Raw genomic sequence first — 21,939 nt, 5'->3', positions numbered from 1 at the left:
GCAATCGGAGGACCGGATGGAGGCGCCAAACGGTGATCGTCTAGCCCTCCAGTTGAGCGGGGGTGCGCAAGAGACCGGAGCGATGCCGGCGCTGCGGGTCACGCATCGACGCCTGCGCGCGGGCGACGGAATGATCCTTGCGGTCGCGCTGGTCATTCTGGCGGCGGTCGCGGTGATGGGTGCCTTTTCCCTCGTGGCCGCGGAGCGGATCGACGCGGCGTCGCGCGACCGCTGGAGCCGGCTGGTACTCGACGCGCTGCAGCGGAGGGCGGCCTTCCTCGAGCGCGACCTGTCGAGCTTCGCGCATTGGGACGAATCCGTGCTGCGCACCGCCTATTTCCTCGACGAGGAGTGGGTGCACGAGAATTTCGGACGCTGGCTCTACGACACGCAGCGTCACGACCGCTCCTACATCGTTCTCGAAGCCGGCCTGGCCTATGCGTCCGTCGACGGCAATGCGGTGGAGGCCGACGCGGCGCCATTCGATGATCATTCGATCCTGCCGCTGGTGCAGGGTGTGCGCGAGGCCTTCCGTGATCAGGTCCAGGCGCTCAAGGCGAGCCAGTCCTCGTCCGAGTCGCACCGGCGGGCCAATCCACCGGTGTTCCGCGCCGGCTATCTCAGGGTCGAGGGTCGGCCGGCGCTCGTCGGCGCAATCAGCATCACGCCCGATTATGGTCGCGTGGTCTCGCCATCGGGCGTGCCGCCGGTCGCCGTGACCGTGCTCTTCATGGACCGGAGCTTCCTCAGCGATCTCGTCGGCGAACTGCACGTTGCGTCGCCGGAGGTCACGAACGAGCCGCCTCCGCCGGACCGGCATGGCATACGTGTTCCGTTCCACGATCCGCAGGTGGCTCCGGCCTGGCTCAGCTGGATCCCGGAAAATCCAGGCAAGACGCTGCTGTCGGCGCTGCTGCCGGCACTCATGGCGACGGCGCTCATCCTGCTGCTGGTGGCGGCGATCGTGCTTTGGTATGCGCGCCGGGCGACCCGGGAACTGGCGGAGAGCGAGGCGCTGGCGTCGCGGCTCGCCTACACCGACCCGCTCTGCGGCCTCGCCAACCGGACGTTGTTGATGCGCACGCTTAGCGAGCGGCTGAGCAAGGTGAACGAGTCCAGTCGCCTCGCCATCTACTTCCTCGATCTCGATGGCTTCAAGGACATCAATGACACGCTCGGCCATCACGTCGGCGACCTCCTGCTCACCAAGATCGGCCATCGCCTGGCCCAGCTGGCGCTTCCGGGTGTGCTCGCCTCGCGCTTCGGCGGCGACGAGTTCGTCATTCTCGTGCCGATCGAGAGCGACAAGGACATCGAGGTGGCGGGGGCGATCATTCTCAACACCGTGCGCCAGCCCGCCACCGTGGCGGGCCAGACCCTGCTGATCAACGGATCGATCGGCTGCACCGTGGCGCCCGACAACGGCGTCGACGCCATCGAGCTGATCCGTCTCGCCGACATCGCGGTCTACCGCGCGAAGGCCGAGGGACGGGGCACTGTCCAGATGTTCGCGCCGCGCATGGAGCACGAGGTCATGCGCCGGCGCGACCTCGAGGTCGAGCTGCAGCGCGCCCTCGCGCAGGGTGAGCTGACCGTCTACTACCAGCCGCAGTTCGCGGTCGACGGCGAGGTCGTCATCGGCTTCGAGGCGCTGGTGCGCTGGGTACATCCGAGCCGGGGCATCATCTCCCCGGGCGAGTTCATCACGATCGCCGAGCAGACCGGGCTCGTCACCGAGCTCGACATGTGGGTGCTTCGGCAGGCCTGCGCGCAGGCACGCGACTGGGGCCAGGTGAAGCTCGCGGTGAACCTCTCACCCGTCGATTTCCGTACCCGTGACCTCGACCTGCAGGTGAAGCGCATCCTTGAGGAGACCGGCTTTCCGGCGGAGCATCTGGAAGTTGAGATCACCGAAAATCTCCTGTTCGGCAACCAGCCGGAGGCGTTCGCCTCGCTGGCGGCGCTACGCCGGATGGGCATTCGCATCGCGCTCGATGATTTCGGCAGTGGCTATTCCTCGCTCGGCTATATCCGCCGCTTCCGCGTCGACACGATCAAGATCGACCGCAGCTTCACGCAGAACATCGGCCAGAGCGACGACGCCGCGGCCATCATCGACTGCGTCGTCCGACTGGCCCGCGCGCTGGCGATCACGGTGACGGCGGAAGGCGTGGAGACGCGGGAGCAGCTTCGCTACCTGCAATCGGTCGGTTGCCACCACGTCCAGGGGTTCCTGCTGGCGGGTCCGGTGCCGGTTTCCAGCATCGAACGCTATCTGGAGCGGGTGCAGCCCGCACCAGCCTCGCCGCCGCGCTCGCGCATCGTGATCTAGCAGGGCGCCCGACATGTTCTTCTATCTCTCCAAGATCCTCTGGATGGTCGCCGTTCCGTCGACCTTCCTCACCCTGCTGGCGGTGGCGGGACTTCTGCTCCGGCGCTGGTGCCGGCGCCTTGGCACCGTGCTGACGGTGGCCGGCGTCGTCGGCCTGTTGCTGGTTGGGCTCGGGCCGTTCGGCCGCCTGCTGACTGTGCCGCTGGAGGACCGCTTTCCGGTCTATGTCGACGATGGCCGCCCGGTCGACGGCATCATCGTGCTCGGCGGCGCCGAGCTCCCGGGTATCACCGCCGTGCGCGGGGTCGCGTCCTTCCAGGAGGCCGCCGAGCGCCTTCTGGCGATGGGCGAGCTGTCCCGCCGCTATCCCGCCGCGCGCATCGTCTTCGCCGGCGGCAGCAGCAGCCTTGGCGATCAGGCGATGCAGGAAGCGGACGTCGTCCGCATGGCTCTCCCGCAGATCGGTGTGGACGAGTCGCGCGTCGCCTTCGAGCGGATGTCGCGCAACACCGCGGAGAATGCCCGCCTTGCCAAGGAGCTTGTCCAGCCGCGCCCTGGCGAGCGGTGGCTGCTCGTCACGTCCGCGTTCCATATGCCGCGCGCCATCGGCTGTTTCCGGGCGGTGGGGTTTCCCGTCACGGCCTATCCGGTGGACTTCCGGACCACGGGCGAAGCCGCACCGTTCCAGCTCTTCAACTCGGTTTCCGAAGGGCTGGGCTATTTCGACATGGCGGTGCGTGAATGGATCGGGCTGGCCGCCTATTATCTGACCGGACGCATCGACAGCCCGTTTCCCGGACCGCGGGCCGAGTAGAGCATTTGCCGGTCGATCCGATGTTTCCACCCGATCGGAAAGGACTCTAGCCTTCCGGCGGCAGGCCGAGACGGTAGACGCCGCGGAAATCGGTGGGGTCGACCGGCTTGCCCTTGCGGTAGATGACGAGGCGGCCCGCCTGCGCGAGCCGGACCGCACAGCGGCGGACCTGCGGCATCAGGCTCTGCCAGTCCGGGTCAGCCGCGACGCTGCGGGCGACCTCTTCGGGCGAAACCGTCCTGGCCGCGTCCGGCCGCCCGGCGACGGCGAGGATCGCCGTCTCCACCGCCTCCTCGGAGGGGCGCGTGGTCTGCCTATCCTGCATTGTCGAGTACCCAGTGCGAATCCCGGCCGAGCTGCCGGTTGATCATGACGAGGAAGATGGCCAGCGTCGCCAGCATCAGCGCCCAGCCATTGATGTACCAGCCGAGATAGGCGATGGCGAAGAAGAAAGCCCGCTGGCCACGGTTGAAATGGCGTCCGGCGATGGTCGCCATGCGGGCGAGCTTGACGACATGCGCCTGCGCCTCCGGCGTCGCAGCTTCCGAGGGCGGCGGCGTCGAGCCGAGCAGGATGGTGGTGTAGTTGAACAGCCGGTAGGCCCAGGCGAACTTGAAGAAGGCGTTGGCGAAGATCAGCGCCAGTCCCAGCGTCTTCAGTTCCCAGCTCGTCCGGTTCGGCGCCACGAATGGCAGGTCGAGGAAGATCGCCATCACGGCGTCGGTCGACTGGAGGATGGCGAGCGAGGCGCCGATGGCCAGCAGCGAGGTCGACGCGAAAAAGGCCGTTCCGTTCTGCAGTGCAGCGACGATCTGGGCGTCGACGATGCGGTTCTCGCGCGCCAGCATGCGGTGCATCCACTGCAGCCGGAAGTCGTCCATGCGTCGGTTCAACGTGCGCGATTCGGCCCAGCTACCTTCCATCACCACATGGTAGGCGACCCATGCCGAGGTGAAGGCAGCGATGCCGAGTGCGTCGGTGTAAGTGAAGCCAAGCATGGGTTTACTCAAACGGGTCGACGGCGGGCGTTAGTGGATGGCGGTGCCGCCGCACGCCATGGTGAGCGCCCGGCCGGCGGCATTCAATAGGCCGAGCGAGCTTGTGGAAAAGGCTGCATCATGCGGGCCGTGCGGGGCTGCACTGCGGTGCGCGAAGTGGATTGTGGCGATTCCGCGATTGCGAAATGAGTAACGTTTCATTAAGTAATGTTTCAGTTCGCTGCCTGCCGTCGAGTCGATGGTGTGTGCGGCAGAACGACCGTGATGTTCCGAGGATTATCATGAATTCCATACCCGAGCGCTCCTGTTGGGGAGTCGCCCGCTGGGCCGTCGCAGCCTTCCTGGCTGGTGTTGCCCTTGTCTACCTCTTCGGTGGTTTCCAGGCGGCTCAGGTCGTCGCAGGCTGAGCAACGGACCGCTTCGGCGGCGTTTCGCTCAGGTCTGGCCTCCGCAGTTCCGATAACGGCCCGGCCGCAAGGCCGGGCCGTCCGTCTTTCCGGTGCAGATCACGACGATTGATCATCGCCATCAGAGCCATGCGTTTGCGCGGCGCGGGCTTATGAACCACCCTGCGGTCGACCCATTCGCAGGGAGACACGGCGTGGCGCTCAAGCTCATCATCGGCAACAAGAACTACTCTTCCTGGTCGCTTCGGCCATGGCTCGCCATGACCGCGCTTGGCATCCCGTTCGAGGAGATTCTGGTGCCGTTGGGCGCGCCGGACTTCAAGGAACGGGTCCGGGAGCATTCTCCCGCCGGCCGGGTGCCGGTGCTGATCGACGGCGACGCGGTGGTGTGGGAATCGATCGCCATTCTGGAGCATCTCGCCGAGCGTTTCCCGGACAGGGCCATGTGGCCGACCGAGCCGGTCAGGCGCGCCCATGCGCGTTCGCTGGCGACCGAAATGCACAACGGCTTCGGCGCGCTGCGCAGCGTGGCGCCGATGAACCTCTGGCGGCCGGTCGAGCCGAGGGCTTTTCCCGAGGAGGCGCTGAAGGATGTCCGGCGCATCACGCGCCGCTGGGCCGAAGCCCGCCGGCTTTTCGGCGAGGGGGGCGATTTCCTCTTCGGCGCCTTCTCCGGTGCCGACGCCATGTACGCCCCGGTGGCGGCGCGCATCCGTACCTATGCGATCGAGGTCGACGACCTCTCGGCCGCCTATGTCGAGGCGATCCATGCCCATCCGGCGTTCGTCGCCTGGAAGGACGCAGCGTTGAGGGAAGAGGACGCGCTGGCCGAGGATGAGGTCGACTGGCCGACGGTCAAGCGCGTATAGAGAAGCGACGTTCTCTCACGGACTTTTCCATGCCGCTTCACCTGATCAAGCTCTGCGTCGGCGCCGAGTCCATCGAGGATCTTGAGGAGTGGATCGCGCAGACGCTGGCCGACAAGGCCGCGCGCGGCCAGACCGTGGAGCAGGTGCACACCACCCGCATGGTGCCCACGCGCACCGATGAGCTGCTCGCCGGCGGCTCGCTCTACTGGGTGGTCAAGGGCGAGGTCGCCTGTCGGCAGGCGCTGACCGGCATCCGCCCCTTCGTCGATCCGGACGGCATCCGGCGCTGCCACCTGCTGCTCGATCCGGTGGTGCACCGTGTCGCGCCGCGTCCGAGCCGTCCGTTCCAGGGCTGGCGCTATCTCGCCGACAAGGACGCGCCGCTCGACCTTTCCGCTGTCGGCGACGCGCCGGCACTGCCCGATCAGTTGCGCCGCGAGCTGCGCGCGCTCGGCCTGCTCTGATCTCCCGACGGACCCGAACCGCGTCTTCCCGCGTTGTGACCTTGCACACAGCAAGGAAAGGAGGCGCCGATGACCCAGGATTCGGACGATCACCGCGTCGTCGCCAATGGCGAGGTCGTGGTCAAGGCGGATACCGAGGAGCGTCAGGCCGTCGAGGTGCGCCCGATGCGCTATGTCCTCGGCATCGGGCTGGCGCTCGTCATCCTCGGCATGGCGGTGAGCTATGTCAGCTTCACCTGACGTCTGAGCGAGAACGGATCAGTCCGGCACGGCGAGGTTGTCGATCAGCCGCGTCGCGCCGATCCGGCCGGCGAAGAGAAGGCGGACGGGGCCGTCCGCCCGCGCGGCGAGCGGTGCCAGCGTCGCCGCGTGGCGCGCCTCGAGGTAGTCGATCTGGAAACCGGTGGCGACGATGCTCCGGCGCGCCTCGTCCACGGCGGCGGTCATGTCGTCATCGCGCGCGATACGCTCGGCGGCACGGCGTAGCGCGCGGTGAACCGCCGGAGCGGCGGCGCGTTCCTCCCTGCCGAGATAGACATTGCGCGAGGACAGGGCGAGGCCGTCCTCCTCCCGCACGGTCGGCACGCCGACGATGCGTACCGGCAGGTCGAGGTCGCGCGCCAGGCGCGTGACGACCTGGAGCTGCTGGTAGTCCTTTTCGCCGAACATCGCGACGTCCGGCGCCGCCTGTATCAGCAGCTTGGCGACGACGGTGGCGACGCCGGCGAAATGGGTCGGACGGAAATCGCTCTCCAGTCCGAGCGCCGGGCCGGCGAGGGAGATCGTGGTGGCGAATCCTTCCGGATACATCTCGGCCGCGTCCGGAACGAAGGCGAGCGCCGCGCCGGCCGCCTGCGCCTTGTCGAGATCGGCCTCCAGCGTGCGCGGGTAGCGGCTGAGATCCTCGGTCGGCGCGAACTGGGTCGGGTTGACGAAGATCGAGACGACGATGCGCTCGGCGTGCGGACGCGCCGCTTCCATCAGGGCGACATGCCCGGCATGCAGCGCGCCCATCGTCGGCACCAGCGCCACGCGCTCGCCCGCCACGCGCCATTTCCCGACCTGCTCGCGTAGGCCGGCGACGGTGTGGACGGTACGGATGGTACGCTGGGCGGTCATGGCGGAGTCCCTCTTGGTCGGGGCGCGGAAGCTAGCAGAGCGGGGAGGGTGGTCAACCATTGGCGAGTGCCCCTGTTCGCCCGCCGTCATCCCCCGCTACTATCGCGCCGAATCCTGTCTTGGAATGCTGATGGCCTCCGACAAGCGAACACCCTCCACGCAGACCACCTCGACGCCGCCGGCCGCGCCCTCCGCCGACGTCGCGGCCTTTCTCGCGCAGGTGGAGCAGCGCGCGCCGCTGTCGGCCGAACAGCGCGGCAGCCTGATCTTCGCGCTCGACGCGACGATGAGCCGGCAGCCGACCTGGGACATGGCCTGCAGCCTGCAGACCGAGATGTTCGAGGAAGCCGGCCGGATCGGCGGGCTCGACGTGCAGCTCGTCTACTATCGCGGCATCGACGAATGCCGCGCCTCGCCCTGGGTGTCGGACGGCGCCAAGCTCGGCGCCATGATGGCGCGCATCGCCGTCCAGGGCGGCCGCACGCAGATCGGCCGGGTGCTGCGGCACGCCGCCTCGCAGGCCGCCCGGCGGCCGGTCGGCGCGCTCGTCTTCGTCGGCGACGCGATGGAGGAATCTCTCGACGCGCTCTGCGCCGAAGCCGGCCCGCTGGCGCTTCGCGGCGTGCCGGCCTTCATGTTCCAGGAAGGCACGGACGGCACGGTCGAGCGGTCCTTCCGCGAGATCGCCCGCCTGACCAAGGGCGCCTATTGCCACTTCGATGCCGGCGCCTCCGCCGAGCTCAGGGCGCTTCTGCGCGCCGCCGCGAGCTATGCCGCCGGCGGCGCGAAGGCGCTGGCCGCGCTGGCCGGCAGTTCGCCGGGCGCCCGCCAGCTGATTTCTGCGATGCAGGATACGCGATGATCAACCTCGTCATCGGAGCGGCGATCGTCGCCTTCCTCTATTACGGCCTGAAGGCATTCGGACGGTCCAACCCGGCCGTGCTGGCGCAGCTCGGCCGCCGCGTCGGCGGCGGCGCGCTGCTGCTGGTCGCCGGCTTCCTGGGCATGCGCGGCCATATCGAGACCGCGCTGCCGCTCGGCATCTTCGGCCTGTCGCTGATCGGCTGGGACATAAGCAAGGCCTTGCCATGGTCGAAGGGCAAGGTCAGCCCGGGCCGCACCTCGAAGGTGCGCACCGCGGCGCTCGACATGGTGCTGGATCACGACAGCGGCCGGCTGACGGGCTCGGTCACGACCGGGCCACTCGCCGGTTCCGCGCTCGATGCGCTCGATATGCCGACGCTCGCCCGCCTTGCGCTCGACGTCGATGTGGAGAGCCGGCAGCTACTCGAAGCTTATCTTGACCGCCGGTCGCCCGGATGGCGTGAACACACGGACGGCCACGCGGGCGGGCGGCGCGCTGAACCGCCGCGCCGCGGCGCGCTGACGGAAGAGGAGGCCTACCAGATCCTGGGCCTTCAGCCGGGGGCGGGGACGGACGAGATCCGCAAAGCTCACCGATCCCTTATGAAGAAACTCCATCCCGACCAGGGCGGGTCGAACTATCTCGCCGCCCGGGTGAACGAAGCCAAGGATATCCTGCTCGACGGGCATTGATCTCTCCCCGTCAGTTGCGGAAGACCATGCAGCCGAAATCGCTGCGCTTCAGGGTCTGGCAGGCCTTGCGTGCGGCGGCTTCGGCATCGAAGCCGGCGAAGCGGGCGCGCACGATCTTGGTCGAGCCCTTCTGCGCCGCCTCGGTATAGGCGTCCGCCTTGGAGAGCGCGCCGGGGGCCTTCTGCTGCGCCTTGGCGATCTGGGCGCGGGCATCGGCCTCGCTGCCGAAGGCGCCGATCTGGATCGCCCAGCCGCCGGAGCGGGGCGCGGCGGTCTTCTCCGCGCTTTCGGCTTCCTGACGGGGAATCTGGGTCGGGCCGGCGCTGGCGAGCTGAACCTGCTTGATGGCGCGCTGGGCCGGGGCTTCCGCCTGGGCCTGGGTGGCGCCGGAAGCCTGGCCGTTGGTGAACGACAGGGTGCCGAGAATGCCGGGCTGATTGCTGAAGCTGGCGGTCGGGGCGGTCGGCCGGGCGACGGCGACGGTCTTGACCGCCACCGGCACGATCGGGGCCGACGAACCGGCAGCCGGGTTGTCGGCCGACGCCTGGACCGGACGGCTCGGAGCCGGAGCGGGGGTCGGAATGGAGGCGGTCACGCTGTCCATGTCGGCGACGGCCGAAGCCATGGCGAGCCGCGGATTGGCGCTGGGCACCGGGATGGTGGGGGGCGTGGCAGCCGCCACTTCCTGAGGCTCCGGCGCCGCCAGTGGCATGGGCGCGGTGGCGGGCAGCGGTGCCGAAGCGAGGGCGAGCGGAGCGCCGTCATCGTCGCCGCCACCCTGCGGCGCGGAATCCATGCGGGCGACCATCTGGCGGCCGGCCTGGGCGCGCGGCAGGTTCTCGTTGATCAGCGCCACCATGCGGTTGTCGCGGGAAGCCGCGCTGGTGCCGCCGAGCACGACGGCGATCACGTAGCGGCCATTCGTCTTCACGCTGGTGAGAAGGTTGAAGCCCGAGGCGTTGGTGTAGCCGGTCTTGATGCCGTCGACACCGTCGACCCGCCCGAGCAGGCGGTTGTGATTGCGGATGGCGACGCCGCGATACATGAAGCTGCGGGTCTCGAAATAGGCGTAGTACTTCGGGAACCGCTCCTGGATGGCGCGGCCGAGGGTGGCGAGGTCGCGGGCCGTGGTGACCTGCTGCGGGTTGGGCAGGCCGTTGGGGTTCTTGAAGACGGTGCGCGACATGCCGAGCTGGCGCGCGCGGCGTGTCATGAGCTGGGCGAAGCTGCTGGCGTCGCCGGAAATGTTCTCGGCCACCACCACCGCCACATCGTTGGCGGAGCGGGTGATGAGCGCCTGGATGGCGTCCTCGACGGAGATGGTCGAGCCGGGTTTCACGCCGAGCTTGGAGGGCTGCTGCGAGGCCGCATAGGCGGACACGCGCAGCGGCGAATTCAGGCGGAACTTGCCGTTCTGGAGCTGCTCGAACAGCAGGTAGAGCGTCATCACCTTGGTGACGGAGGCGGGATGGCGCAGGCTGTCGGGGTTCTGCGCGTCGAGGATGCGGCCGGTATTGGCATCGATGACGATGTGGGAGTAGCCGCGCTGCCAGGAGCCGCCGTTGGCGACGCTGCGCGTGACCGCTGCCTTGTTGCGCGACGTCTTCTTCTTTTTCGACGCCGCTTCCGCCGCGCCCGCCCCCATGATGGAAACCGCCAAGATCGCCACGGCGGCACGCATCAGAGTGGTGCCGACCATTCCCGGAACCCGCATTTTCCCGTCCCGCTACTCACTCCCGGCTGACGCCGGAACTCAACACACCCACGGCAGGCAGGGGCATCGCGGCAGTCTTGCTGCCTGTGCGAAGACCCTGATCGGTTAACGAACCCTGCCGAACGATCACTTCCCAAACCTTAAAAAGGGTGCGGTTACAGAGTCGTAAAGAATTTCCATCAACCCTGCGGATGTGGCGAGAAGATGGGCCGGCAATGGCGGGGAAGAGGTCGCTATATTGCACTGCACAAAATTGCTTGACGGGGAATGGTGCGGCGCATTACAACCACAACAGGGAGAATTCCCGGGCGGGCGCGTGCGGCTTGAGCGCGACGCGCGTGGCGAAACCACAGGAGTTGGCTCGTGATGCAGAATTTCGAAGATATCCAGAAGGTCGGCAAGGACAATCTCGACCTCGCCGTGAAGAGCTTCGGCACCGTGTCGAAGGGTGTCCAGGCGATCGCCGTCGAAGTGGCCGACTACTCGAAGAAGTCGTTCGAGGAAGGCACCGCCGCCGCCGAGAAGCTGTTCGGCGCCAAGACGCTGGACAAGGCGGTCGAGATCCAGTCGGACTATTTCAAGGGTGCCTATGAGAGCTTCGTTGCCCAGGCGACGAAGATGGGCGAGCTCTATGCCGACCTCGCCAAGGAATCCTACAAGCCGTATGAAGGCATCATCGGCAAGGTTCCCGGCGCCAAGTGAGCCACGTGCGGGCGGCCTGCCGGCAGGCGGCGGCCCGCTGACCGGAACGGTCCGGCGCCAACCAGTGTTTTCGCAAGGCCCGGCTGCAAGCCGGGCCTTTGTCGTTTCGACGGGCCGCTTTCCGGGCTTGCCGGCGCTATGTGCCTGCCGGGCGGAAAGCGCGCGATGCCTTGCAGCGACTGGCCCGCCGGGGGCGCGGTGACGCAGCCGGCCGTTTACGCTCGTAAAATTGTCACCGGATTGCGACAGTGGGTTCGCCTTGCACCACTGGCGCCACCGAGGGGGCGTACATATTATAGCTGACGAGAACCGGTTCGCCGGTTTGGGGAAAGCCTGAATGTCCGAACACGCAAAGTCCCAGTCGCGTGACATGATGATGGCCGACGACGAGCGTCGACGGCGTGGAGAGAACGCGCCTGGCACGGCGGTGATCACGCGTACGAAGCCGCAGGCGAAGCGGCCCAGCCTCTACCGGGTGCTCCTGATCAACGACGACTACACGCCAATGGAGTTCGTCGTACACGTTCTGGAGCACTTCTTCGCCAAAAACCGGGAGGAAGCCACCCAGATCATGTTGCATGTGCATCAGCATGGCGTGGGGGAGTGCGGTATCTTCACCTATGAAGTGGCCGAGACGAAAGTCACGCAGGTGATGGACTTCGCGCGAAAGCACCAGCATCCTTTGCAGTGCGTCATGGAGAAGAAGTGACGCTCCGCGACGGCTAAACGAAGAGGTCCCGATGCCCACCTTCTCCCGAAGCCTCGAGCAGTCGCTTCACCGGGCCCTCGCGCTCGCCAACGAACGCCACCACGAATACGCGACCCTTGAGCACCTGCTGCTGTCCCTGGTCGACGACCAGGACTCGGCGGCGGTGATGCGCGCCTGCAACGTCGACCTCGAAAAGCTGCGGCGCAATCTGGTCGAGTACATCGACACCGAACTCGACAATCTGGTCCAGGATGCGGGCGAGGATTCCAAGCCGACCGCCGGTTTCCAGCGCGTCATCCAGCGCGCCGTCATCCATGTGCAGTCCTCCGGCCGCGAGGAAGTGACCGGCGCCAACGTGCTGGTCGCCATCTTCGCCGAACGCGAGAGCCATGCGGCCTATTTCCTGCAAGAGCAGGACATGACCCGCTACGACGCGGTCAACTACATCAGCCATGGCATCGCCAAGCGCGCCGGCATGTCGGAAAGCCGCCCCGTGCGCGGAGCTGAAGAGGAGACGGAGACGAAGACCGGGGAGGATTCGAAGAAGAAGGCCGATGCGCTCGATGCCTATTGCGTCAACCTGAACAAGAAGGCGCGCGAGGGCAAGATCGACCCGCTGATCGGCCGCGACAGCGAGATTCAGCGCACCATCCAGGTGCTCTGCCGCCGTTCGAAGAACAACCCGCTCTTCGTGGGCGATCCCGGCGTGGGCAAGACCGCCATCGCCGAGGGACTTGCACGCCGGATCGTCAATGGCGAGGTGCCGGACGTGCTGCGCAAGGCCACCGTCTTCTCGCTCGACATGGGTTCGCTGCTCGCCGGTACCCGCTATCGCGGCGACTTCGAGGAGCGCCTCAAGCAGGTGGTGAAGGAGATCGAGGCCTATCCCGACGCCATCATGTTCATCGACGAGATCCACACGGTGATCGGTGCCGGCGCGACCTCCGGCGGCGCGATGGATGCCTCCAATCTGCTCAAGCCTGCCCTCGCTTCGGGCACGCTGCGCTGCATCGGCTCGACGACCTACAAGGAGTACCGGCAGTACTTCGAGAAGGACCGGGCGTTGGTGCGCCGCTTCCAGAAGATCGACGTGCCGGAGCCGACCGTTCCGGACGCCATTGAAATCCTCAAGGGCCTGAAGCCCTATTTCGAGGACTATCACCGGCTGCGCTACACCAACGACGCCATCAAGGCGGCGGTGGAGCTTTCCGCGCGGTACATCCACGACCGCAAGCTGCCCGACAAGGCGATCGACATCATCGACGAGTCGGGTGCCGCGCAGATGCTGCTGCCCGAGGGCCGGCGTAAGAAGACCATCGGCGTGAAGGAGATCGAGGCGACCATCGCCACCATCGCCCGCATCCCGCCCAAGAGCGTCTCCAAGTCGGACACGGAGATCCTCGCGGGGCTGGAGACCACGCTGAAGCGCGTCGTCTACGGGCAGGACAAGGCGATCGAGGCGCTGGCCTCGGCGATCAAGCTCGCCAGGGCGGGGTTGCGCGAACCGGAGAAGCCGATCGGCTCCTACCTGTTCTCGGGTCCCACCGGCGTCGGCAAGACCGAGGTGGCCAAGCAGCTCGCCTCCAGCCTCGGCGTCGAGCTGCTGCGCTTCGACATGTCCGAGTACATGGAGCGGCACACCATCTCGCGGCTCATCGGCGCGCCTCCCGGCTATGTCGGCTTCGACCAGGGCGGCCTGCTGACCGACGGAATCGACCAGCACCCGCACTGCGTGCTGCTGCTCGACGAGATCGAGAAGGCGCATCCCGACCTGTTCAACATCCTGCTGCAGGTGATGGACCACGGGAAGCTGACCGACCACAACGGCAAGCAGGTGGATTTCCGCAACGTCATTCTGATCATGACGACCAATGCGGGCGCCGCCGATCTGTCGAAGTCGGCCTTCGGCTTCACCCGCTCGAAGCGGGAGGGCGACGATGTGGAGGCGATCAACCGGCTGTTCGCGCCGGAGTTCCGCAACCGCCTCGACGCGATCATCACCTTCGCCCACCTCACCAACGAGATCATCGCGCTGGTGGTGGAGAAGTTCGTCCTGCAGCTCGAGGCCCAGCTCGCCGACCGCAACGTCACCATCGAGCTGTCCGACGAGGCGACCGCCTGGCTGGTCGAGCGTGGCTATGACCAGCAGATGGGCGCGCGGCCCATGGGCCGGGTGATCCAGGAGCACATCAAGAAGGCGCTGGCCGACGAGGTGCTGTTCGGCAAGCTGCGCAATGGCGGGCATGTCCGCGTCGTCCTCAAGACAGACGAGGATGGCGAGACCTCGCTCGGCTTCGAGTTCCCGGAAGGGCCGATCACGCCCAAGCCGGAGAAGATCGAGCCGCCGAAGGCCAAGCGCGCGCCGCGCCGCAAGCCGGCGGCGCCGAAGGCGAAGAAGGCGACGGCAGCCAGCGGGCGCTCCAAGCCCACCGGCTCGCGGGTGCCGAAGGTGCCGCTCGTCAAGGCGTGACGCCGCGCCATCGCCGCAACATCGGAACCCGCCCGCGAGGATCTCGCGGGCGGGTTTTTCTTTTCAGCGGCTCCCCTCCGGCGTAACGCGCGCAACCGCAGAAATCCGTGCGCCGGCATGGCAGCCATGCGCTGTCCCCGCGGGGTTCCGCTTGACGGAATCGCGCATCGGACGGATGAACGGCGGCCGCGAGCCCGCATGATGAATGCCGTAAAAGAGACGTCCGCTTCAGCCCTCGTCCATCCGCTGCGCTGGTTCGCCTGCGGCATGCGCGCGGCCATCTCGACGCCGGGACTGGTGCTGGTGGCGACCTTTGTCGGCTTCGGCGGGCTGCTGCACGATCTCGGCTTCCCCATCATGGCGGGCATGCTGTCGACCCTGCTCGTATGGGCCCTGCCGGCGCAGGTGATCCTGGTGGGCGGCCTGGCGGCGGGGGCATCGCTGCCGGCGCTCGCCGTCGCCGTGTGCCTGTCCGGCGTGCGGCTGCTGCCGATGGTGGTGTCGCTCATGCCGCTGATGCGCGGGCCGAAGCCGCGGCTGGCGAGCGAGATCCTCTGCGCCCATTTCGTCGCCGTGACCATGTGGGTCGAGGGCTTCCGGCTCCTGCCCAAGGTGGCGCCGGAAGGTCGGCCCGGCTTCGCCGCCGGCCTCGGCTTCGGCCTGACCTTGCTGAGCATGACCGGTACGGCGCTCGGCTTCTATCTCACCCACGCGCTGCCGGGCCCGCTGGCCATCGCGCTGCTGCTGCTCACGCCGATCTCCTTCACCATCCTGCTGGTGCGCAATGCGCGCAAGGCGGTGGACTGGATGGCGATCGGCTTCGGCACGGTCATCGCGCCGCTGGCGGCGAACTCGCCCGGGGGGCTCGACCTGTTCTGGGCGGGGGTCGGCGGCGGCACGCTGGCCTTCTTCCTCTCGCGTTATCTTGCCGGACGGCGGACATGAGCCTGCACAGCACCGAATTCGGCGCGATGCTGATCGTGATCTTCATCGGCTTCCTGCCGAACGAGGTCTGGCGCGTGCTCGGGGTGCTGTTCGGCCGACGCATCGACGAGAACAGCGTCTGGATGCAATGGGTCACGGCGGTGGCGACGGCGCTGCTCGCGGCCGTCGTCGCGCGGCTGCTGCTGGTGCCGAGCGGGGCGCTGGTCGCCGTGCCGCTATGGCTGCGGGCAGGGGCGGTGGCGAGCGGCATCGCCGGCTTCCTCGTCGTGCGCCGCTCGGTCCTGGCCGGGGTGCTCACCGCCGAGGCGGTGCTGGTCGTCGGCGCGTGGTGGCTCGGCCTCGGCTGAAGGCGTCAGCCCTTCAGCGCGGCGGCCAACCGGGCGGCCTGATCGGCCAGCACCTCGGGCGTCTCCTTGTAGGAGAGCGGCGGGCGCAGCTCGACGCCGGCATGGCGCGGAATGACATGGACATGCAGGTGGAACACCTCCTGTCCGCCGGCCTTCTCATTGTGCTGCGTCAGGGTGATGCCCTCCGCCTCGAAAACCTCCATCTGCGCCTGCGCGACGCGCTGGGCAACGGCGGCGACAGCGGCAAGATCTTCGGTCCCGACATCGAGCAGATTGCGGGCCGGCGCCTTCGGAATCACCAGCGCATGGCCCGCCGCGCGCGGCATGATGTCGAGGAAGGCGAGCACGCGGTCGTCCTCATAGATCTTGAAGGCGGGAATCTCGCCCCGCAGGATTTTCGCGAAGATGTTGCCGGGATCGTAGGCCATGGAAATCCTCCCCTGTGGGCCCGACCTGATCGCAAGCCGCGCGGCGCCGGTCAAGGCTCGTCGGTCATGTCGCCGGCCATCTGGCGGAACGGGCCGAGCACGCTCATCTCCTCGCCGGCCTGCGCGACGTGGCGGCGCTCCCGCTCCAGATAGTGCGCCACCGCCGCACGGAACTGCGGATCGGCGATGTAGTGCGCCGAGCGCGTGGTGACCGGCATGTAGCCGCGCGCCAGCTTGTGCTCGCCCTGCGCTCCTGCCTCCACCGTCGAAAGGCCATGGGCGATCGCGAAGTCGATGGCCTGATGGTAGCAGATCTCGAAATGCAGGAAGGGATGGTGCTCGATCGCGCCCCAGTGCCGACCATAGAGCGCATCCGAGCCGATGAAGTTGATGGCGCCGGCGATCCAGCGCCCGGCGCGCTTGGCCATCACCAGCAGGACGCGATCCGCCATGCGCTCGCCGATGAGCGCGTAGAACGAGCGGGTGAGATAGGGCCGCCCCCATTTGCGCGAGCCGGTCTCCATGTAGAAGGCGAAGAACGCATCCCAGACCTCCTCGGTCAGGTCCCGGCCGGTGAGCCAGTGGATGGAGATGCCGTTCTCCAGCGCCTCGCGCCGCTCGCGTTTGATCTGCTTGCGCTTGCGCGAGGCGAGATCGCCGAGGAAAGCCTCGAAATCCCCATAGCCGCGGTTGCGCCAGTGGAACTGCTGGTCGGTGCGCGGCAGGAAGCCCTCCTGCTCAAGCGCGTCGGCATCCGTGTCGGTGAGGAAGGTCGCGTGGACGGACGAGACTTTCCGCATGCCGGCGAGCGCGACGAGACCGCCGGCCAGCGCCGCGCGGGCGGTGGCCGCGTGCGGACCCGCGCCGACCAGCAGGCGCGGGCCGGTCGCCGGGGTGAAGGGAACCGAGAGCTGCAGCTTGGGGTAGTAGCGACCGCCGGCGCGCTCGAACGCCTCCGCCCAGCCATGGTCGAAGACGTATTCGCCCTGCGAGTGCGACTTCAGATAGGCGGGGCACACGCCGATCACCGCGCCGTCGGGGTCTTCCAGAACGAGGTGCTGCGGCAGCCAGCCGGTCGCCGCGCAGGCCGAACCCGATTCCTCAAGAGCGGAGAGAAAGGCGTGGCTGACGAAGGGATTATAGGGGCGAGCCTCAGGCTGCAGGATGCCGACTTGAGGTGACGTTTCAACATCATCGCGCGCCGCATCAACTTCATCTGTCAATGCGTTAGAGGAGATACCTAATGTATCTCCGCAACTCTGCGGGCTGGCGCAGGCGTCCCACGCGGTGGCCGGAAGCGCGGTGATGTCGCTTTCGACGCGGAGGCTGAACGTTTCGTCGGACATGCAGGAGCGGCTCGGGGGGCGTGCGCGAACGGCGCCTAATGTGCGCCGGACGCGGCGTCGGCGAAAGGGCGTTCACGCAATCGAGACATCGGGTGCCGCGGGGACGTCGGGTGAGCGTTGGGGCGAGACCTCGGGCGAGGTATCGGGCCGGCGCTCAGGGCAGGAAACCCTCGAAGATGATCTGGTCGGCGTGGCGGGCGGCGACGGCGCGGTCCTCCGGCGTCCGCACGGTCCAGCTCAGCACCGGCAGACCGGTGGCGCGCCGCGCCAGCGACACGGCGGTCGCGGGCAGTTCCTTCACATAGTGCGCGATGAAGTCCGGCCGGGTGCGCGGGAAATGCAGCAGGTTGCCCCAGGCATATTTGGTCGCGGGTGTGAGGATGTCCCATTCGGGATCGTCGTAGCGGTGTTCCATGGTGATGCCGCGCGGAATCGCCGGGGCGAGCCGGCGCACCGCCGCGACGAGGTCCGGGTCGAACGACATCAGCGCCGCCGGCCCGCCATAGCCCGCCAGTATCTCCACCGCGCGCGCGGCGACGGCGGTGTCGCCGTCGAAATGGCTCTTCAGTTCGATGATCAGCGCCACCCGCCCGGCGACGCGGGCGAGCAACTCGGCCAGCGTCATCATGCGGTCGGCGGTGCCGCGCAGTTCCAGCGCCTTGAGCCGGGCGGCGGTGAGCGCCTTCGCCGGGCCTTCCCCATTGGTCAGCCGCTCCAGCGTGTCGTCGTGGAACACCATCACCTGGCCATCGGCGGAAAGCTGGATGTCCACCTCGATGGCGAAGTTCCGCGCCAGCGCGGCATCGACCGCCGTGGGCGTGTTCTCGACCACGCCGCGCGCCGCATCGTGCAGCGCGCGGTGGGCGATCGGCCGCGCGGTCAACCAGCCGGGAGCGTTGGGTGGGGTGTTCATCGCCGCGTCAGACGAATTCGATGACCGCCTCGATCTCGACGCTGACGTCGAAGGGCAGGGCGGCGACGCCCACCGCCGAGCGCGCATGGCGGCCGGCATCGCCGAACACTTCCACGAACAGGTCCGAGGCGCCGTTCACCACCTTGGGCTGGTCGGTGAAATCCGGCGCCGAATTGACGAAGCCGACCAGCTTGACCACCCGCTTCACCCGGTCGAGCTCGCCCAGCGCCGCCTTGATCTGCGCGATGAGGTTGATGCCGCACTGGCGGGCGGCGCCGCGGCCGGCCTCGATGTCGGCCTCGGCCGCGATCTTTCCGGTGATGAAGGTGCCGTTGGCCATGGAGATCTGGCCGGAAATCCACAGGAGGTTGCCGCTGATGACGAACGGCACATAATTCGCCGCCGGCGCGCTGGCGGCGGGGATGGTGATGCCGAGGGCCGCGAGCTTGGCCTCAACCGTTCCGGTCATGGGGATCTCCTGCTATCCTGATGAGCGTGCATATTTTGCGTGCGTCGGCCGGGCGCCGACCCGCAATTGCCATCTTCGACGGGTGATGTTTGGCGGATCGGTCCGCCGTTCGCAAGCCGCGTGTTGTGCCTCCGAGGGAGCCGTCTGCCGATGCCGTTCACCCGTTCCGTCCGTTTCGCCGCCACCGTCGCGCTGCTGGGGGGCTCCGCGCTTCCGGCGGCGGCCATCCAGCTCACCCCGCATCGGGCGACCTATGCGATCTCGCTGGACGCCAGCACGCCGGCGAACCGCGTCAACGGTGCCGATGGCCGCATCGTCTACGAACTGCGCGGCAATCCTTGCGCGGGCTATTCCGTGCAACTGCGCCAGAACACCGCCCTCGCGACCGAGGGCGGGCAGGTCAAGAGCGCGGTCTCCACCGCCACCTGGGAAGATGGCGAGGGCAACGCCTATCGCTTCCGCGTCACCAACGCGCTCAATGGCGAGACCTCCGAAGAGGCCGACGGCGTCGCCGAGCGCAAGGATGGCAAGCTGGTGGTGAAGGCGACCAAGCCGGAGCCGGACACGGTGCAGCTCGGCAAGAACATCCTCCTGCCGACCCAGCATGTGCTGCGCCTCATCGCCAGCGCCGAGAAGGGCGAGGCCATCCTCGACGCCTCGGTGTTCGATGGCTCGCCGGACGCGAAGAAGGTCTACGACACGCTCTCCGTCATCGGCCGCGGGGTGAGCGATCCCAAGGGGCTGGAGGACGCCGCGACGGCCAGCGACCTTGCCGGGCGCACGCGCTATCCGGTCACGATCAGCTATTACGAGCGCAACGCCGACAAGCAGACGCCGGACTACACGATCAGCTTCGATATGTTCGACAATGGCGTGAGCCGGAACCTCAAGCTCGACTATGGAGAGTTCGCGCTGCGCGGCACCCTCATTTCCTACGAGGCGCTGCCGAAGGAAGAGTGCGCGAAGTAGACGCCTGCGGGGCCTCGTCGTCCGGCCGGTTGCGATGGGGCTGCTCCGGCTCCTTGCGGCGCGGCGCGTCGAGGGCGATGCCGCGATCGATGATCTCCTTGCCGAAGCGGGCGCGCAGCGCGTCGGTAGCCAGTTCCGCCAGCCCGCGCCGGGTCGCCTGCGCGTCGACAAGGTCCGCCGGGTCGGCGAGCGTCGGGTCGGCCAGTTCCGAGACGCCGACGCCGATCAGCCGGAACTGCCGCCCGTCGGTCTCGCGCGCCAGGAGCTCGCGCGCATGGTCGAAGATGCGATGGGCGAGGCGGGTCGGGTCTTCCAGCGACCGGGCGCGGGTGATGAGGCGGAAATCCGCCGTCTTCAGCTTCAGCGTCACCGTGCGGCCGGCGAGGTCGGCGGCCTTCAGCCGGTCGGAGAGCTTGCGCGTCAGGCGGTAGAGTTCCTGTTCCAGGGTGCGGAAATCGCCGATGTCGGTGTCGAAGGTGGTCTCCGTCGAGACGCTCTTGGTCTCCCGCTCGGGATTGACCGGGCGCTCGTCGATGCCGCGCGCCAGCCGCGCCAGCCGCAGCCCCTCATTGCCGAAGCGCCGGGCGAGCGTCGTCTCGTCGGCTGCCTGCAGGTCGGCGATCAGCCGGTAGCCCTCGCGCGCGAGGCGCTCCTGCGTCGCCTTGCCGACGCCCCAGATCGTGCCGACGCCGCGCGGCGCGAGGAAGCCGACCGCCTCCGCCCGGCCGATCACCGCGAAGCCGCGCGGCTTGTCGAGGTCGGAGGCGATCTTGGCGAGGAACTTGTTCGGCGCGAGACCGACCGACAGGGTGACGCCGATCTGCGTTTCGACGGACCGGGCGAGGCGGGCGAGGGCGCGCGCCGGGCTCTCGCCGTGCAGGCGCTGCGTGCCGGCGAGGTCGAGGAAGGCCTCGTCGATCGAGAGCGGCTCGACCAGCGGCGTCAGGTTGAGGAAGCGCTCGCGGATCTGCCGGCCTACCGCGACGTATTTCGCCATGTTGGGCTTGATCACCACCGCCTCGGGGCAGAGCGCGAGGGCCTTGAACATCGGCATGGCCGAACGCACGCCCTTGACGCGGGCGAGATAGCAGGCGGTCGAGACCACGCCGCGCTTGCCGCCGCCGATGATCACCGGCCGGTCGCGCAGCGTCGGGTCGTCGCGCTTCTCCACCGAGGCGTAGAAGGCGTCACAGTCGATATGGGCGATGTGGAGGGTGTCGAGCTCGGCGTGGCGGGCGATGCGCGGGCTGCCGCAACGCGTGCAGCGGCGCTCCTCGCCGGCGTCGCCCAGGCAGTCGCGGCAGAAGGCCGGCAGCCGTGCCATGGCCGCGCTCCCCGGTTTCCGGTTCCTCAGTCCTCGCCCATTCCTCAGTCCTCGCCCATGTCTGCGTGGAACAGGATCTCGCGCGCGGCCACCACGTGGCCGGGGTCGATGCCCGCTTCCCCGGCATAGGCGACGAGCAGGTCCTGGCGGTTGATCAGATAGTCGAGCAACGCCACATGGAAAGCGGCGGACCCCACGATCCCGCGCAGATCCGCCGGCGAGAGGCCGCTCTCGGCCAGGAACGGGCCGATCCGCTCGGGATCGCCGGCAAGATAGCCCAGCGCGCCGAGGCTGACCTCGCGGGCGGCCTGCTGGGTGGACAGGGAGTGGGAGCGGGAGTTGCGGCTTCTCATTTCCGGTTCCGTAAGGAATGCATGGGTAAAGCTAACCGATCGACAGGCGGATGCGTGAGCGATTCCGGCCCGCAGGACCGCCGCCGCCGATCCAGGGATCCATCGACCGATGTCCAAGACCGTTCTGATCGTTGAGGATAACGAGCTCAACATGAAGCTCTTCAACGATCTGCTGGAAGCCCACGGCTATATCACGGTCGGCACGCGCAATGGCATCGAGGCGATGGAACTGGCGCGCCGTCATCGGCCCGACCTTATCCTCATGGACATCCAGCTTCCCGAAGTGTCGGGCCTCGATGTGACGCGCGCGCTCAAGGCGGACCCGGAGCTGAAGGCGATTCCGGTCATTGCCGTCACCGCCTTCGCGATGAAGGGTGACGAGGAGCGCATCCGCGAGGGCGGCTGCGAAGCCTATCTCTCCAAGCCGATCTCGGTCGGCAAATTTCTCGAGACCGTGCGCCAGTTCGTCCCGCTGGACTGAAACGCGTCTCCGGCGAATCGGGCGCCAGTCTCCCGACAACCCCGTTGATTTCCCGCAGCGTTGGGGTAGCCTTGCACCGGTTTCCGCTTTCCCTGCGGAGTGCTCGGGTCCGCCGCATCTCCTGGGTCCGTAGGGTCTGGTCGGCGGGCAATGGCAGCGGATGGCCTCTCCGCCCATTGCCCGCCGATTCCAGCCCGACTCTCCGGCTG

24 protein-coding genes are annotated in these 21,939 nt (G+C 67.8%); 14 read left to right on the top strand and 10 right to left on the bottom strand.

All coding sequences use genetic code 11. The annotated features are described in order from the left end of the window. Positions 1-82 precede the first annotated feature (82 nt). Both AC1PZ7_RS15660 and AC1PZ7_RS15655 read left to right on the top strand, forming a co-directional pair. Positions 83-2,332, top strand: a complete 2,250-nt coding sequence (locus tag AC1PZ7_RS15660; RefSeq protein ID WP_482356140.1) for a putative bifunctional diguanylate cyclase/phosphodiesterase — start codon at positions 83-85, stop codon at positions 2,330-2,332. Between the two features lie 13 nt (positions 2,333-2,345). Beyond that, on the top strand, positions 2,346-3,146 hold the full coding sequence (locus AC1PZ7_RS15655; RefSeq protein WP_482356139.1) for a YdcF family protein: 801 nt from the start codon (positions 2,346-2,348) through the stop codon (positions 3,144-3,146). A 46-nt stretch (positions 3,147-3,192) separates the two neighbouring features. On the opposite strand, the gene AC1PZ7_RS15650 is transcribed toward AC1PZ7_RS15655, so the two are convergent. Both AC1PZ7_RS15650 and AC1PZ7_RS15645 read right to left on the bottom strand, forming a co-directional pair. Next, the gene (locus AC1PZ7_RS15650) at positions 3,193-3,471 is read right to left on the bottom strand and encodes a DUF3253 domain-containing protein (protein WP_482356138.1); all 279 of its coding nucleotides are present in this window, start codon (positions 3,469-3,471) and stop codon (positions 3,193-3,195) included. Beyond that, positions 3,461-4,144, bottom strand: coding sequence for a DUF599 domain-containing protein (locus tag AC1PZ7_RS15645; protein WP_482356137.1), 684 nt, complete (start codon positions 4,142-4,144; stop codon positions 3,461-3,463). The genes AC1PZ7_RS15650 and AC1PZ7_RS15645 overlap by 11 nt, the downstream gene beginning before the upstream one ends. Before the next feature lie 601 nt (positions 4,145-4,745). On the opposite strand from AC1PZ7_RS15645, the gene AC1PZ7_RS15640 reads away from it, so the two are divergent. From AC1PZ7_RS15640 to AC1PZ7_RS15630, 3 genes are all read left to right on the top strand, one after another. Further along, entirely contained in the window at positions 4,746-5,420 is a 675-nt protein-coding gene (locus AC1PZ7_RS15640) for a glutathione S-transferase family protein (RefSeq protein ID WP_482356136.1), read from the top strand. A gap of 29 nt (positions 5,421-5,449) precedes the next feature. Beyond that, positions 5,450-5,884, top strand: coding sequence for a DUF1489 family protein (locus AC1PZ7_RS15635; protein WP_482356135.1), 435 nt, complete (start codon positions 5,450-5,452; stop codon positions 5,882-5,884). 69 nt (positions 5,885-5,953) lie between these two features. After that, positions 5,954-6,124, top strand: coding sequence for a hypothetical protein (locus AC1PZ7_RS15630; RefSeq protein WP_482356134.1), 171 nt, complete (start codon positions 5,954-5,956; stop codon positions 6,122-6,124). A gap of 18 nt (positions 6,125-6,142) precedes the next feature. Here AC1PZ7_RS15630 and panC read toward each other — a convergent pair whose 3' ends face one another. Beyond that, positions 6,143-7,003 (bottom strand): pantoate--beta-alanine ligase, encoded by an 861-nt coding sequence (gene panC, locus AC1PZ7_RS15625; protein ID WP_482356133.1) that lies wholly within the window; start codon positions 7,001-7,003, stop codon positions 6,143-6,145. Positions 7,004-7,133: 130 nt separating this feature from the next. On the opposite strand from panC, the gene AC1PZ7_RS15620 reads away from it, so the two are divergent. Together AC1PZ7_RS15620 and AC1PZ7_RS15615 are read left to right on the top strand one after the other, a co-directional pair. Continuing rightward, a complete protein-coding gene (locus tag AC1PZ7_RS15620) occupies positions 7,134-7,865 on the top strand; it encodes a vWA domain-containing protein (protein WP_482356132.1) in 732 nt (243 codons plus the stop codon). After that, on the top strand, positions 7,862-8,560 hold the full coding sequence (locus tag AC1PZ7_RS15615) for a DnaJ domain-containing protein (protein WP_482356131.1): 699 nt from the start codon (positions 7,862-7,864) through the stop codon (positions 8,558-8,560). The genes AC1PZ7_RS15620 and AC1PZ7_RS15615 overlap by 4 nt, the downstream gene beginning before the upstream one ends. Positions 8,561-8,570: 10 nt before the next feature. Here AC1PZ7_RS15615 and AC1PZ7_RS15610 read toward each other — a convergent pair whose 3' ends face one another. Next, the gene (locus tag AC1PZ7_RS15610) at positions 8,571-10,259 is read right to left on the bottom strand and encodes a serine hydrolase (RefSeq protein WP_482356130.1); all 1,689 of its coding nucleotides are present in this window, start codon (positions 10,257-10,259) and stop codon (positions 8,571-8,573) included. A 378-nt stretch (positions 10,260-10,637) separates the two neighbouring features. Between AC1PZ7_RS15610 and AC1PZ7_RS15605 the strand changes: the two genes are divergently transcribed. The 5 genes from AC1PZ7_RS15605 (at position 10,638) to AC1PZ7_RS15585 (ending at position 15,447) form a co-directional block, all read left to right on the top strand. Further along, positions 10,638-10,976: a phasin family protein gene (locus tag AC1PZ7_RS15605; protein WP_482356129.1), complete on the top strand. Its 339-nt coding sequence runs from the start codon at positions 10,638-10,640 to the stop codon at positions 10,974-10,976. A 337-nt stretch (positions 10,977-11,313) separates the two neighbouring features. Continuing rightward, a complete protein-coding gene (gene clpS / locus AC1PZ7_RS15600) occupies positions 11,314-11,685 on the top strand; it encodes an ATP-dependent Clp protease adapter ClpS (protein WP_482356128.1) in 372 nt (123 codons plus the stop codon). 31 nt (positions 11,686-11,716) lie between these two features. Next, entirely contained in the window at positions 11,717-14,155 is a 2,439-nt protein-coding gene (gene clpA / locus AC1PZ7_RS15595; RefSeq protein WP_482356127.1) for an ATP-dependent Clp protease ATP-binding subunit ClpA, read from the top strand. Positions 14,156-14,353: 198 nt separating this feature from the next. Beyond that, a complete protein-coding gene (locus AC1PZ7_RS15590; RefSeq protein ID WP_482356126.1) occupies positions 14,354-15,100 on the top strand; it encodes an AzlC family ABC transporter permease in 747 nt (248 codons plus the stop codon). Further along, positions 15,097-15,447: an AzlD domain-containing protein gene (locus AC1PZ7_RS15585; protein WP_482356125.1), complete on the top strand. Its 351-nt coding sequence runs from the start codon at positions 15,097-15,099 to the stop codon at positions 15,445-15,447. The genes AC1PZ7_RS15590 and AC1PZ7_RS15585 overlap by 4 nt, the downstream gene beginning before the upstream one ends. A 5-nt stretch (positions 15,448-15,452) precedes the next feature. Here the strand turns inward: AC1PZ7_RS15585 and AC1PZ7_RS15580 are convergent, their stop codons facing one another. The 4 genes from AC1PZ7_RS15580 to AC1PZ7_RS15565 all read right to left on the bottom strand — a co-directional run bounded on the left by AC1PZ7_RS15580 (position 15,453) and on the right by AC1PZ7_RS15565 (position 18,603). After that, positions 15,453-15,875 carry an HIT domain-containing protein gene (locus tag AC1PZ7_RS15580; RefSeq protein ID WP_482356124.1) on the bottom strand — a complete coding sequence of 141 codons (423 nt, stop codon included), beginning with the start codon at positions 15,873-15,875 and terminating at the stop codon, positions 15,453-15,455. A 50-nt stretch (positions 15,876-15,925) separates the two neighbouring features. Beyond that, positions 15,926-17,221, bottom strand: a complete 1,296-nt coding sequence (locus AC1PZ7_RS15575) for a GNAT family N-acetyltransferase (protein ID WP_482356123.1) — start codon at positions 17,219-17,221, stop codon at positions 15,926-15,928. Positions 17,222-17,375: 154 nt separating this feature from the next. Next, positions 17,376-18,134 (bottom strand): glycerophosphodiester phosphodiesterase family protein, encoded by a 759-nt coding sequence (locus AC1PZ7_RS15570; RefSeq protein ID WP_482356122.1) that lies wholly within the window; start codon positions 18,132-18,134, stop codon positions 17,376-17,378. Positions 18,135-18,141: 7 nt separating this feature from the next. Beyond that, on the bottom strand, positions 18,142-18,603 hold the full coding sequence (locus tag AC1PZ7_RS15565; RefSeq protein WP_482356121.1) for a RidA family protein: 462 nt from the start codon (positions 18,601-18,603) through the stop codon (positions 18,142-18,144). Between the two features lie 150 nt (positions 18,604-18,753). On the opposite strand from AC1PZ7_RS15565, the gene AC1PZ7_RS15560 reads away from it, so the two are divergent. Beyond that, on the top strand, positions 18,754-19,572 hold the full coding sequence (locus AC1PZ7_RS15560; protein WP_482356120.1) for a cell envelope integrity EipB family protein: 819 nt from the start codon (positions 18,754-18,756) through the stop codon (positions 19,570-19,572). Here the strand turns inward: AC1PZ7_RS15560 and AC1PZ7_RS15555 are convergent. Both AC1PZ7_RS15555 and AC1PZ7_RS15550 read right to left on the bottom strand, forming a co-directional pair. After that, the gene (locus AC1PZ7_RS15555; RefSeq protein WP_482356119.1) at positions 19,529-20,896 is read right to left on the bottom strand and encodes a DNA polymerase IV; all 1,368 of its coding nucleotides are present in this window, start codon (positions 20,894-20,896) and stop codon (positions 19,529-19,531) included. The two genes, AC1PZ7_RS15560 and AC1PZ7_RS15555, sit on opposite strands and share 44 nt — an antisense overlap. Positions 20,897-20,940: 44 nt before the next feature. Beyond that, the gene (locus AC1PZ7_RS15550) at positions 20,941-21,249 is read right to left on the bottom strand and encodes a DUF3572 domain-containing protein (RefSeq protein ID WP_482356118.1); all 309 of its coding nucleotides are present in this window, start codon (positions 21,247-21,249) and stop codon (positions 20,941-20,943) included. Between the two features lie 109 nt (positions 21,250-21,358). On the opposite strand from AC1PZ7_RS15550, the gene AC1PZ7_RS15545 reads away from it, so the two are divergent. Continuing rightward, on the top strand, positions 21,359-21,730 hold the full coding sequence (locus AC1PZ7_RS15545) for a response regulator (protein ID WP_482356117.1): 372 nt from the start codon (positions 21,359-21,361) through the stop codon (positions 21,728-21,730). The last annotated feature ends 209 nt before the right edge of the window (positions 21,731-21,939 follow it).

The organism is Ancylobacter sp. TW_SC_1 (assembly GCF_056836805.1).
Note: the sequence above shows the minus strand (reverse complement) of the source record. Positions and strands in the feature narration are given on the sequence as shown.